This is a genomic window from Pseudomonas sp. B21-035 (genome assembly GCF_024748945.1).
Lineage (GTDB): Bacteria > Pseudomonadota > Gammaproteobacteria > Pseudomonadales > Pseudomonadaceae > Aquipseudomonas.
In genome coordinates this window covers 5,500,014-5,513,217 of the sequence record NZ_CP087179.1, presented here as the reverse complement: position 1 = coordinate 5,513,217, position 13,204 = coordinate 5,500,014, and the positions used below count along the sequence as shown (strand labels likewise).

Here is a 13,204-nt window from a genome sequence, read left to right as displayed (position 1 = left end):
GTGCGGATGATACGTCAGCAAGGGCCATTGCGGAATCTGCCGCAGCAATGTGCCTGGGGTTCATTGGCCGTTGAGTTGTGCGCTCAGGTAGCAATGCAGCTGCTCTGCAATGATCTCTGCGTGTGCAGATTTGACGATCAGGTTAAAAAAGTAATATTGCTCGAACAGAGGCTCGATATCGATCTGAGGCACAAGGTAGAACGCAACATAACTTGTGTAGATCGCTTTCACTGCTTCGGAAATTTCTTCGAGGTCCCCTGACAGATTGGTAATGTCGTAGAAAACATTCTTGTACGTTTCATTGATGTCGCTGATCTCTATGTAGGGCGCCTGCTGCCGCTCGCACTGTTCCCAGTGGCTCTTCTGATTTTTGCTGTTTCGATGGGTGTAGTTCATCTTCAGTCCTTTATCTTGAAGTCAGTGACGTGGGTCATTTTCCCTTTAGGATCGAGCTTGGCCATGTAGTGGACGTTGACCCCGTTTACTTTACGCTCCATTTTTGACCAGCCCTTGCCTTTGAAGTGAGGGTCTCCGATCTGGTCGGGCTTGATGATCTCTATCCCGTTTTCCGGATGTTTCTTGACATGATCCAGAGCGAACTCTTCGTTGCGGTTCCGGGGTCTGGTGCGCCCCGTTGATTTGCTTTTTACCCGTCGGGGTTTTCGGAAGCTGCATTTCTTCTTCCAACCCAGCGGGTCGATCCAACCGAGCGGATTCGGTGCGTATTGATAAAGGTTGATGCCCCCCAGCAGGCCGATGGGATCGGGTGTGGTGAAGCGTCCGATATCAGGATCATAGAAGCGAAACGTGTTGTAGTGCAGTCCGCTTTCCCGATCCAGGTACTGCCCTTGGAACCTGAGATTCTGCTCTTCGAGGTAATATCCTTCGCGGGTTTCCTGCAGGGTGTTGCCCCATACCAGATAGCTCGCCTGCCAGAGAACGTCACCCTTGAATTCGGTCAATTGCTCTGGCAAGCCGTTAAGGTCGTTGTGGTAGTAGCGCACGTGTTGTTGTGCGCCAGCGCCGTCGACCCGCGCCAGAGGCTCATGGCTGTCCTGATCATAGAGATAGAGACTGGTTCGGCCATGCTGCTGCTCCAGCAAAAGGCGCAGTCCATCCCAGGTAAAACGGGTCTTTTCCAGCAGATTGCCAGCATCGTCGTGCTGGCTTTTTTCGACGCGTCGACCCAATGGGTCATAACGCATGTTCAGCACCCGTTCTCGGCCGCCGATATGGCTGCGGACCTGGATCAAGCGGTGTTCTGCGTCGTAGCTGAACCGTTGCACGCCGTGGCGGCTGCTACGTTTTTCGATCATCCGACCAAAGGCGTCGTAGCGATACCGCTTGTCTTGGTAAGAAAGCAAACGATTATGGCGGACAAGGCCCTTTCCGAGCTCTGAACCGTCGAGCAGATTAGCCGCGGCATCGTAGGCAAAGACTTCGCTCTGGCCCTGACCTGTGTTCTGGCTGGCCATGATGCGAGCGCTGGCATCGTAATGCAGCAGTTGCTGGTGCTGGCCTGCAAGATCCTGATTGAAACGACCGATCAAATTGTCGGCAGGGTCGAAGTCAAAGCGTTGTTGAACGGGCGCTGGTAGCTGTGGCGGCTGCTGGAGTGAACGACGCAGCCGGGAGCGCAGGCGGCCGCTACGGTCGTACTCGCTGCGGGTGCAGAGCTGTCCCTGGGAGCGAAACACTTCTCGATGCAGGCGGTCGCGCTCGAAGTCACAGATCACCTGGCCATCGAGATTGAGCTGGTGCAGATGGCCACTGCCATAGTAAAGACGATTTAGCCAGCGGCCGTCGCCCAGTCGGGTCTGGGTCAAGTTGCCAAGTTCATCGTAGTAGTGCTGCAGTAAGCCGGCCTGACTGCAGTCCTCAACAAGCTGTCCGAGTTCGTCATAGCCGAATTCCAATTGTTCGCTGTTGCCGCTGGTATCGGTGAAACAGATGGCGATCAGGTGATCAAGTGCGTCGTAGCTGTACTCGGTTAATCCATCGTCAGTGCGTTTTTGGATTACCCGGCCGGCGGCATCCAGTTGGTAGTGGTGACAGATCGGTTTGAGTGTCGGCTCGTTGTCATCGGGCGCCGGGACATAGGTCTGAGCCGTAACGTTGTTCAGCGCATCATAGTGATAACAGCGGGTGCTTGAATCCAGATACTGTTGCTGGGTCAAGCGATCTCCTTGATCCCAGGCGAAGCGATAACGCTCACCATTTTCGTTGGTCAGCGTGAGCAAACGGCCGTAGGCGTCATAGCCGTACTGAACTTTGCGCCCGTGCGGATCGATGCGCAGGTGCAGCTGACCGCGACGGGTATAGAGGAACTGGGTGGTGTGCCCGGCCGGGTCGGTATGGGTACTGAGCTGACCGTTGCAGTGATACTGGTAAAGGTCGCTGCGCCCATCCGGTAACCGTCGCAGTTGCAAGCGGCCTCGTGCGTCGTATTCATATTCGGTACGTTCGCCGAGGGCGTCGGTGACAGATTGTAGATGGCCACGACGGTCATAGTTCATACGGGTGGGATAGCCCGAACAGTCAACCTGCTCACTGAGCAGGCCGTAATCATTCCAGCGCAAGTGTTGGCGCTTGCCTGTAGCGTCGATCACCTCTACCACTTGGCCTCGTTCGTCGTAGCGATAGCGAGTTATGTTGCCTTGTGGGTCGGTTTCACTGCTGCAGTTGCCGCGCTGATCGTAGCGATAGCTTCGCCGATTGCCTGCGTAGTCGGTCTCTACTCGGGGTAGAGACCAATGCTCCAGCCATAGGGTTGACTCGCTGCGCCCGAGTGGGTCGATGCTTTCGCACAGGTTGCCGGACTCATCGTACAGGTATTGCCATTGCCCACCTTGCGGGTCGGTGGCAGCGAGCAACTGGCGCTCGTCGTTCCACTCGAAGCACCAGGTGTGGCCGAGGGCGTCGGTGTATTGGGTGATCTGGTACTGCGGGTTCCAGTGGCGGCTGCTGACCCGTTGCAGGCTGTCGGTGATCCGGGTGATGCCGGCCTCGATGTCGTAGTCGAAACGATACTCGTCGCCATCATCGGTCCAGTGCCGAGCGACGCGCCAGTCGTCGGCAGCGCGAGTCCATTCGTAGAAGCAGCGCAGGCCGCTGGGCAACTGGTGCTCGACCATGCGTCGGCCCTGGTCGTAGCTGAAGCTGCGTTGCAACTGGCCATTGGCGTCGCGCACCTGGGCCAGGTCGCCGTTGTCGTCATAACCATAACTGACCAGCAGTTCGGATGCGCCGTCGCTATACAGGCGCTCGAGAGAACTGATCCGCCCTGGCCATTGAGTGCTGTAATGCAGTTGTACCTGGATCAAGTCGAAGGTATCGCGCAGCCCGGTCAAACGACCACTGGCGTCGTAATCAAGATAGATGCGGTTATCGTTGCGGTCACCCAATTGCGCCAGGCGCAGGTGCAGTGGGTCGTTCGGAGTCGGCTGGAACAGGCGATACAATCCGTCGGTACGCTCGATCAGCAGTTCACCGTTATGCTCGCGGCGTACACTCAGGCCTTCACCTGCGCTGAAGACGGCATCGCCGCGGGGTATGTGGCCCATGTCGATAATACGCGCCTGATCGTCGGTAAACAGCACTCGCTCGCCGCCTTGCGGGTGTAGTTCGATCCTGACAAATACCTCGTAATCGACGCTCCAGCCCGCACCGAAAAGGCCATCGTGGCGGGTGTCACGGCTGCTGTAGAAGCGCTGCCACTCCAGCGGGATCAAGCCGGGCAAGCTGAAGTCCAGATCATCGTCGTCAGCAAGAACCTTGGCCCCGGTGGGGCTATGGACCGGATGCGCAGAGCCGGCTACAGCGGATGTCAACGCACCTGCTACCTGCTCGGTCAGGTAGGTAGCAACGCCGCCAATTACCATACAGCCCAGTTCGCTGTAGAACTTGCCGCCACGCCCGCGCAGCAGCATCAAAGCGGTTATCGCCAGGCCGATGCCCGGGGTCTTGCCACTGCGAATCTCGCGGACCACGATCGAGCCGCCGCCAATGCGCACGTTACTGGAGATCAGCCCGGCGTCGACGATCACCGCCTCGCAGGTGCTGCGATCGCCGCTGCGGCAAGCCGGATGGCCGTTGATGGTGACCTTGCTCGAACCTTCGGCCAGGTACTGCGGCGGCATTGGCGGGTGCTTGCTGCAGAGGATCTTGTCGTCGTCGGCAGGCTCGGTGTTTGGTGCGGGGCTGGCGACCGTGGGCCGCCACATCTGCGAGAAAAAGCCCTTGGCCATGTCGAGGAAGCTTTCTTCTTCCTCTTCGGCAGGTGGCTGGGCGGCATCACTGCCAGCGGGCGCCGCCGCGGCGACGATGACGCCAGCAGCGCGGGCGGCCGGTTTGCCATTGGTGTGGGTGTTCTTCGAGCCAGTGAGGATGTTGGCCTGCACCGAAGGCGGGAACAGAAAATTGCCGATACCCTCGCATAAACTGCTTAAACCCTTGTCGGCCCCGGTCTTGCTCATGGCCACGCCGACCACGATACCGACCACCGCGCCGAGCACGAAGCAGCCGAGGCCGCCGGTGACCACGGTAAGCCCAAGCGCCGCAGTCACCGCCGCGGTGGCCAACATGCCGATGGCGACGTTGGCGGCCACTTCCAGCACACCGCCGACGATGTCGGCCATCATCGAGGTGTGCATCAGCGCATCGCCCTGGCGGGCGGCCCAAAGAGCGTCAGACATGCAAGGTGCTCATCAGGCCAGGGTGTCGAAGTTCAGTGATTGCTTGATCGCTGCCCAGTGCGCAGCCTCGGCATCACCCAGCGGTTGGGCTTTGACGTAACTCAGGGCGAACATCTTGCGCGTGCCGGGCAGTACCAGGGCCAGTTGGTACTGGAAGACCTTTTCGTTGCCCTTGCTGAACTGGCTGCGCAGCTCGATGCTTTCCACCGTCTGCTCGGCGCCCAAGCGCACGGCCTGGCGCGGCTGGAAGCGCAGGTCCTTGACCTGTTGTTGCAGGCGCTCGAGCTGGCCGTCGAAGTTGCTTTGCAGGGTTTCGCCGTCGGCCAGCAAGCTGCGGCTGATGATCAGCGAGGTGCCGAGCTTGGCAAAGCGCAGGATGTTGATGCTGGTGTCCTGCATTTCGGCATCGGGCAGGGCGAGCTGGAATTCGTTGAGGCGATAAGTCATGACGCACAAATCTCTTTATTGGCTGGCTTTGGGCTTGGGGAAGATCGCTTCCACGGCGCCATCGATGGTGCCTTTGACGCCTTGCCCGTCCGCAGTGGCGCCGGGGGCGCCGCCGATGTTCAGGTCCAGGGTGCCGCCGGTGTTGAACTGGGCATTGCCTTCGGCGTTGAAGTTGAACTGCACGCCGGTGAGGTTGATCTGGCCGCTGGCGTTGAGTTCGAGCACGCTCTTGCCGCACACCAGGCGCAGGTTTTCGCCAACCTCGATCAGGTAGCTGCGGCTGATGCTGTCGGTCTTGGTCGAGCCCACCAGCAAAATGTCATCGCGCTTGACCGCGCGAATGCGGTCTTCGCCGATGGTCGCCACTTCGCTGAAGTCCACCACCTTGTTGCGGTTGTGGCCCACCCAGTGGCTCTCGTCGTTCTCGACTTCGATGTCCTGGTTGCGCTCGGCGTGGATGTACAACTGCTCGGCGCCCTTCTTGTCCTCCATGCGGATTTCGTTGAAGTTCGCCGGCGTGCCGCCTTTGCTCGAACGGCTTTTCATTCCGCTCTGGGTCGCATTGGCCGGCAGGTCGTAGGGCACCGTCTGCTCGGCGTTGTAGACCCGGCCGGTGATGATCGGCCGGTCGGGGTCGCCTTCAAGAAAGCTGACGATCACTTCCTGACCGATCCGCGGGATCTGCATCGAACCCCAGTTCTTGCCGGCCCAGGCCTGGGACACGCGAATCCAGCACGAGCTGTTCTCGTTGGACTGGTCATGGCGGTCCCAGTAGAAGTGCACCTTGACCCGGCCATACTGGTCGGTCCAGATCTCTTCCCCGGCCGGGCCAACCACGATGGCGGTCTGCGGGCCCTTGACCTGCGGGCGCAGGGTGCTGGCCAGGGGGCGGAAGCTCTGCTGCGCATCGATGCAGCTGAGGTTGCTTTCGAACTGTGCATTGCCGCCGCCGGCGCCGGTTTCCAGGCGCTCCTGGACGATGTAATAGCGGGCACCGACGATCAGGTATTCGCGATTCTGGTCCTGGCGGCTGAAGCCGCTCATGCTGAACAGGTTGCCTGCCGCCAGGCCGCGGGCATTGCCGCGCAGTTCGATGCGTTCATGCAGGCTTTGCAGCGCTTCGATACGGGTACGGGCGTAATGCTCGCCGTCCTCACTCTGCACATAGGTGCCGGGGTAGTCGTACAGCGGGTAGTCGCCGGCGCTGTGCGGGCGCGGCATTTGCGAGCGCACGTCGATGCGCGCGCTGGGGCGCTGGAAGTCGTAGTCGTTAAGCTCCAGCGAGCCGGACTGCACCTCCTGGGCCAGGTGCCAGTCGTTGAGGTGGTCACGCTCGCGGTGCTGACCATCAGGTGGAAAGTACGGCACCGACTCGTAGCCCGGCACCACCTGGTGGGCGCCATAGGCATCGGCCAGCACCAGCACGTGGCGGTCCTTTTCGTGGCGGAAGTAGTAGTAGATACCTTCCTGTTCCATCAAGCGGCTGACGAAGTCGAAGCTGGTCTCGCGGTACTGCACGCAGTACTCCCACTCGCGATAGGGGCGGCTCAAGCTGTCTTCGAAGTCGGAAAACCCCAGGTCGCGAAATACCTGCTTGATGATCTGCGGGATGCTCTGGTTCTGGAAAATGCGGCAATCGGAGGTCTTGCTCAGCAGCCACAGCCAAGGCCGCAGCGTCACCCGGTAACTGGCGAACTGGCCGCGGTCGATGCTCTGGCTGCAGCGCGAAACAATGCCGTGAAAATACCGCGAGCGGCCCAGCTCCAGTTGCAGGCTGAGGCTCATGGGCTTGCCGAGCAACTGGTTGAGGTCGATGGCCGAGTTGTCCGAGGTCAGTTGCAACTCGTAGTCGAACAGCCGCCCCAGCTCTTCGCCGCCGCCCATTTCCGCCAGGATCAGCGCATCCGGGCCCAGCGGGCTGTTGATCTGCGCCAGTCGGGTGAATTGCTTGAATAGCATCGCTTATCTCGTCAAACGCGCCATCACGGCGCGTCGCTGAAGTGGTAGTGCAGGTCGTTGTCGCGGCGGCTGATGCGCACCCCGGCCAGGGCCTTGCCTTCGAGCATGCGGGTGAGGAACTCGCGGCTCATGTCCGGCAGCAGGCTGTTGGTCAGGATCGCGTCGATCATCCGCCCGCCGCTCTCGGTCTCGCTGCAGCGCGAAACGATCAAGTCGACCACTTCGTCGTCGTAGTCGAAGGCCACTTTGTGGGTGCCTTGCACGCGCTTGCGGATGCGCTCGAGCTGCAGGCGGGTGATGGCCTTGAGCATCTCGTCGCTGAGCGGGTAGTAGGGGATGGTCACCAGGCGGCCGAGCAGCGCCGGCGGGAAGATTTCCAGCAGCGGTTGGCGCAGGGCGCTGGCGATGGCCTCGGGGTCAGGGGTGTTCTGCGGGTCTTTGCACACCCGGGAAATCAGCTCGGTACCGGCGTTGGTGGTGAGCAGGATCAAGGTGTTCTTGAAGTCGATCACCCGGCCTTCGCCGTCTTCCATCACGCCCTTGTCGAACACCTGGAAGAAAATTTCGTGCACGTCCGGGTGGGCTTTTTCCACCTCGTCGAGCAGCACCACGCTGTAGGGCTTGCGCCGCACCGCTTCGGTCAGCACGCCGCCTTCGCCATAACCGACATAGCCGGGCGGGGCGCCCTTGAGGGTCGAGACGGTATGGGCTTCCTGGAACTCGCTCATGTTGATGGTGATGACGTTCTGCTCACCGCCGTACATGGCTTCGGCCAGGGCCAGGGCGGTTTCGGTCTTGCCTACCCCGGAGGTGCCGGCGAGCATGAACACGCCGATTGGTTTGTTGGGGTTGTCGAGGCCGGCGCGGGAGGTCTGGATACGCTTGGCGATCATCTGCAGCGCATGGTCCTGGCCAATGATGCGCTTGGCCAGGTGCTGGTCGAGCTTGAGCACGGTCTCGAGCTCGTTGCGGGCCATGCGTCCGACCGGGATGCCGGTCCAGTCGGCAACCACCGAGGCCACCGCCTGATAGTCGACGGTTGGCAGGATCAGCGGGGTTTCACCTTGCAGGGCGCTCAGGCGCTGCTGCAGCTCGATGAGTTTTTCGCGCAGCTCATGGCTCTGTTCGCTGCCGGTGTCGCGGTCGACCACCCCAACGTTTTCGCGCAGCTGCGCGCGGGTGGCCAGCAGCTCGTCGACCAGGGCCTTCTCTTCGGCCCAGCGGCTTTCCAGTTCGGCCAGGCGCTCGCGCTCGGTGGCCAGCAAGGTTTCAGACTGTTGCTGGCGATTGCCGATGGCGATACCGATGGCCTGCTCGCGGGCGATGATCTGCAGCTCGGTTTGCAGTGCCTCGATGCGTCGACGGCTGTCGTCGACCTCGGCCGGTACCGCATGCAGGCTGATGGCGACGCGGGCGCAGGCGGTGTCGAGCAGGCTGACGGACTTGTCTGGCAACTGGCGCGCCGGGATGTAGCGGTGGGAGAGCTTGACCGAGGCTTCCAGGGCTTCATCGAGGATCTGCACCTGATGGTGCTGCTCCATGGTCGAGGCCACGCCGCGCATCATCAGCAGAGCCTTGTCTTCGCTCGGCTCGGCGACTTGCACCACCTGAAAACGCCGGGTCAGGGCCGGGTCTTTCTCGATGTGCTTCTTGTACTCGGCCCAGGTGGTGGCGGCCACGGTGCGCAAGCTGCCACGGGCCAGCGCGGGCTTGAGCAGGTTGGCAGCATCGCCGGTGCCGGCGGCACCACCGGCACCGACCAGGGTGTGGGCTTCGTCGATGAACAGGATGATCGGTCTGGGCGAGGCCTGCACGTCCTCGATGACCTGGCGCAGGCGCTGTTCGAACTCGCCTTTCATGCTCGCCCCGGCCTGTAGCAGGCCGACATCCAGGCTGCGCAATTCGACGTCCTTGAGCGATGGCGGAACATCGCCGGCAACGATGCGCAGGGCAAAGCCTTCAACCACCGCGGTTTTGCCCACCCCGGCTTCACCGGTGAGGATCGGGTTGTTCTGCCGGCGACGCATGAGGATATCCACCAGTTGGCGAATCTCTTCGTCGCGACCAACGATCGGGTCGAGCTTGCCGCTGCGCGCCTGCTCGGTGAGGTCGACGGTAAAGCGCTTGAGCGCTTCCTGCTTGCCCAGGGCGCTGGGGGCCATGGCGCCGCTGGCTTCGCCCGGCACGGCGCCGGCATTGAAACCGTCGCTGGCGCCCAGGGCGTTTTCCGGCGAGTCGCCGACGTACTCGTCAAAGCGCTCGCTGAGGGCTTCGACCTTGATCCTGGCAAACTCCGACGACAGGCCGAGCAGGGCATTGCGCAGGCTCGGAGTCTTGAGGATGCCGAGCACCAGGTAACCGGTGCGCACCTGGCTTTCGCCGAACATCAGGCTGCCATACACCCAGCCACGCTCCACCGCCTCTTCGACCTGGGACGACAGGTCGGTGATCGAGGTCGAGCCGCGCGGCAGGCGGTCCAGGGCCTCGGTCAGTTCGCGGGCCAGGCGCGCTGGCTCCAGGTTGAACTGGCGAATGATGCGGTGCAGGTCCGAGTCCTGCAGTTGCAGCAACTGATGAAACCAGTGGGCCAGTTCCACATAGGGGTTGCCCCGCAGTTTGCAGAACACCGTGGCGGCCTCGATGGCCTTGTAAGCGACGCTGTTGAGCTTGCCGAACAGCGCGGCGCGACTGATTTCACCCATGTTCCGGACTCCTTGTGGATTGCGATGCGCGCGTCTCGGCGTAGTACCGAGCCAGTGTCAGGTCGCTGGCATCGTGTTGCGGGCGGCCGAGCCAGGTATCGAAACCCAGGCGTCGGCCAGTGTTGAGTTGCAGGGCGGGTATTTCGTCCTGCTGCAGAATCAGTTGCAGGTCCCAGTCCAGCTCGTGCCCCTGGTGCTCGGCGACCCAGGCCACCAGCTCGGCGAAGGCACTGCCATCGGGCAATAGCGACAGGTATTGCTCCAGGCTCAGCGGCCCCAGGCAGATGCGGAACTTGTGCTGGCGGTCCCAGACATGGCTGCCCAGGCACACATCCATGCCCAGCTGATTGGCGCTCGCGCCCAGGCGGCTGCGTTCAGGCAGTTGCAGCCACTGGCCAACGTATTCCTCGATGCTTACCGGCACGCCGAAGTAGGCCCCGAGAATACCGCGCAGGCCATCCGGATAGCGGGTCTGGGCGGCGAGGTGGCCGCTGTAGTGCAACTTGGCGGTATCCGGCAACGGGCCCTGATCACGCAGCGCCGGGGTGCCGCGCCCGCTCAGGGCGGCCAGGCGGGCGGCCCAGTAGTCGTCATCGGGCCGGTCATGGCTGACCGTCGGCCGCGCTTCGGCCCAGGCCCGGTAGAACAGGCTCAACAGACGGTGATGAAAGACATCGAGAAAGCGCTTGCTGGTGCTGTCGGCATTGTTGCGCTGGCGCTCGCGCATGTACTCGGTCAGGTGCAGCGGCAAGGGGCCGTTGGGGCCGCCGAGGCCAAAGAAGAACTGCTCCAGGCGCGCCGGGCCCTGATCACTGGCAGGCGTCAGCGCCGCCAGGGTGGCCGGCGCAAACGCACAGTCGAGCTGCTGGCCAAGGCGCACCGGATCATCGGCCAGGCGCAGCGAATGGCCGAAGCGTGGCAGCTGCGGCGACTCGCATTGCAGCCGGCGCAGGGCCTGGAAGAAATCGTAGTTCCAGGGTTCGGCCTGCATTTCGCTGAGGATGTTCACAGGGTCGGACGGCGTCCGGGCTTGGCTTTCCATCGCATGATCTCGCCGCGTTCGGTGGTACGGAGCACCGTCTCGGTAAAGCTGTTGATCGACACGTAACGTGCCAGGAAGCGCTCGAACACCGCACCGAGCAGGAACACGCCAGTGCCGCGAAAGGCGTTTTCGTCGAATTCCAGGGTGATCTCCAGGCCACGGCCAAAGACGATCGGCCCCGGCATCGGCAGGCGTCGCGTGCAGGCCTTGCTGCTGACCTCGCGCAGGCCGTCGATCTGCAGCTGCAGGGCGGCGTCGTGGCTGTCGCCGTACAGGCGCAGCAACTCGCGCAGGGCGGCGGCGCCCTGGCCTTGCTCGGTCAGCGACAGGTAGTTCAGCGACAACTGGCTGATCAGACGCCAGGCCTTGTTGTCATGGGCATGGCTGGCCCGTGGCCGGCTTGGCCCAGCCAGGCAGCGAATGGCGGCCACCGGCGCGCTGTCGGCCAGGGTGAAATCACTGCGGCCATCGCCGACGTTCATGAACAGCGCCAGGTCGCGGTTGGTGCACAGGGCACTGACCCCCAGTTGTCGCAGGTCGTGGCGGTAAGGCGCCTGTTGGCCATCGACCAGGCTGATGAAGGTTTCGCTGCCCATGTAGGTCGAGCGGGTACCGTTGCGGCGCTGCTCGCTGGAAAGCATGCGCGGCTCGCGGCGGACGATGTAATAGGCCTGGTCACGGCCGTAGCGCGACGGGTCGCGTACGGCATAGAAGGGCAGGAAAGCCTGGTCGGGGCCGGTGCCGTGGCCGGTAACGCTGCTCAACGAGTGGATCTCGAAATCCGTTGGCCGGGTGCGGTCGGCAATCACATGATGTTCGTTGACCCGGTCATTCAGGTGGATGCGGTCGACCCGGCGCGGGAACAGGTTGATCGCCGGTGTGCAGAAGGGCACGAACTGCTCGGCGCCGACGCTGCCTTCCAGGCTCTGGTCGTAGCGCTCGAACAGCACGATCAGCTCCAGCTCCTGACCATCGCAACGCTTTACTGCGCGATCCAGTTCGGCAAATTCTACGAACAGAAAACGCTGCGGCAGGGCGAAGTACTCCTGCAGCAGGCGGTAACCCTGGAATGCCTGCGGCACCACCGGTAGCGCCGCCTCGCGGTCATCGAAGCCGCAAGGGCGCAGGGCCGAGGTCGGGATGCGCTCGACCCAGTCGCTGCCAGGCTGGCGCGCGAACACCGCACAGGCGTTGCCCAGCAGCTGCTCGTACAGGCGAAACGGCAGTTCGTCGGCGCCGTTCAGGTACAGCGGCAGGCTGCTGAGGTCGAGGGCGTTGAACGGCAGGTCGGCGCCGGTACGCAAGGTAATGCGCAAGCCGGCGCGGGCCTTCGGTTCGCTGGCGGCCAGGCGCCCGAGGCGGGCTGCCGGGTTGCCGAAGTATTCCGCCTGGGCGACTTGCAGCGGCCACAGGGTAACGGCATGGGCACTACGAAACTCGCAAGGCGTTTGCGAATCGCGACCAAGGGTGGCGCGCAGCACGCTGCCACGCGGCAGGGTGAAGCCGGCACTTAGCGAACCTTCATCTGGATCGGCCTGCATCTGCACCACCGTCATCGACGGTGTCGGCGCCAGGTAGTGCGGGTAGGCGATCTCCAGCAGGTTGTGGGTGAAGGTCGGGTACTCGGCATCGAGCTTGAGTTGCACCCGTGCGGTCAGGTAGGCAAAACCTTCGAGCAGGCGCTCGACATAGGGGTCGGCGCAGTCGATACCGGACAGGGTCAGGCGCCCGGCGATCTTCGGGTATTCTCTGGAAAATTCTGCCGCGCTTTCGCGGATGTGTTGCAGTTCCTGGTTGTACAGCTCGAGCAGGCGCGGGTTCATGGACGTCTCCGGCGCTCGGCGGGGGCCACCCGGACATGCCCGGATTCCAGGTCAAGGTCGGTGCGCAGCAGCAACGGCAGTGCCGCCGGCTGGGCCCACAGGTCGCCTTCGATCTCGAAACTCAGGGCGTTGTTGTTCATCTCCCCCGGTGCGACCTGGGCGCGCACCCGCAGGCTGCTGCGCAGGATGCGTGGTTCGAAGGTGGCGATGGCCTGGTAAATGATGCTCTCCAGTGCGCTGATATCAATGTTCGAGGCGCTGTTACCGGCCAGTGCCGGCAGGCCGTAGTTGACCACCGAAATGCCGGCCGGGGTGTTGAGGGTGGCGGCCGCATCGAGCAGTGAAGTGGTGTTGAGCAGCCAGGTGAGGTCGCGTAGTACCGAGGCCTTGAGCTGGCTCAGCGAAAGCACGCGCTTGTCGTTGGCTTCTTGCAGGTTGCCGGGCTCGTCGTCGGTCAGACGATCGAGCAGCGAAGGCTGCAGACGGTCACGTGCAGCGATTTCGGCTACCAAGGGGCGGCTCCGGTGGTGATATGCG

The 13,204-nt window shown here is 62.5% G+C and carries 8 protein-coding genes; all 8 read right to left on the bottom strand.

Features of this window, described 5'->3' with window-relative positions; genetic code table 11:
• Positions 1-60: 60 nt before the first annotated feature.
• From LOY22_RS25255 to tssE, 8 genes are read right to left on the bottom strand one after another with little or no spacing between them, the layout of a single operon-like run.
• On the bottom strand, positions 61-396 hold the full coding sequence (locus LOY22_RS25255) for a hypothetical protein (RefSeq protein ID WP_093378468.1): 336 nt from the start codon (positions 394-396) through the stop codon (positions 61-63).
• A 2-nt stretch (positions 397-398) separates the two neighbouring features.
• Positions 399-4,694 (bottom strand): RHS repeat-associated core domain-containing protein, encoded by a 4,296-nt coding sequence (locus LOY22_RS25250; RefSeq protein WP_230090910.1) that lies wholly within the window; start codon positions 4,692-4,694, stop codon positions 399-401.
• Positions 4,695-4,706: 12 nt separating this feature from the next.
• Entirely contained in the window at positions 4,707-5,141 is a 435-nt protein-coding gene (locus tag LOY22_RS25245; protein WP_258595286.1) for a DUF1795 domain-containing protein, read from the bottom strand.
• 15 nt (positions 5,142-5,156) lie between these two features.
• Positions 5,157-7,100, bottom strand: coding sequence for a type VI secretion system tip protein VgrG (locus LOY22_RS25240; RefSeq protein WP_195885249.1), 1,944 nt, complete (start codon positions 7,098-7,100; stop codon positions 5,157-5,159).
• A 23-nt stretch (positions 7,101-7,123) separates the two neighbouring features.
• Complete coding sequence (tssH, locus tag LOY22_RS25235) at positions 7,124-9,802, bottom strand: type VI secretion system ATPase TssH (protein ID WP_258595284.1); 2,679 nt, start codon at positions 9,800-9,802, stop codon at positions 7,124-7,126.
• A complete protein-coding gene (gene tssG / locus LOY22_RS25230) occupies positions 9,795-10,844 on the bottom strand; it encodes a type VI secretion system baseplate subunit TssG (RefSeq protein ID WP_258595282.1) in 1,050 nt (349 codons plus the stop codon). The genes tssH and tssG overlap by 8 nt, the downstream gene beginning before the upstream one ends.
• Positions 10,808-12,667, bottom strand: coding sequence for a type VI secretion system baseplate subunit TssF (tssF, locus tag LOY22_RS25225; RefSeq protein ID WP_258595280.1), 1,860 nt, complete (start codon positions 12,665-12,667; stop codon positions 10,808-10,810). Before tssF ends, tssG begins: the two co-directional genes overlap by 37 nt.
• Positions 12,664-13,179, bottom strand: coding sequence for a type VI secretion system baseplate subunit TssE (gene tssE / locus LOY22_RS25220; protein ID WP_258595278.1), 516 nt, complete (start codon positions 13,177-13,179; stop codon positions 12,664-12,666). The genes tssF and tssE overlap by 4 nt, the downstream gene beginning before the upstream one ends.
• Positions 13,180-13,204: the final 25 nt, after the last annotated feature.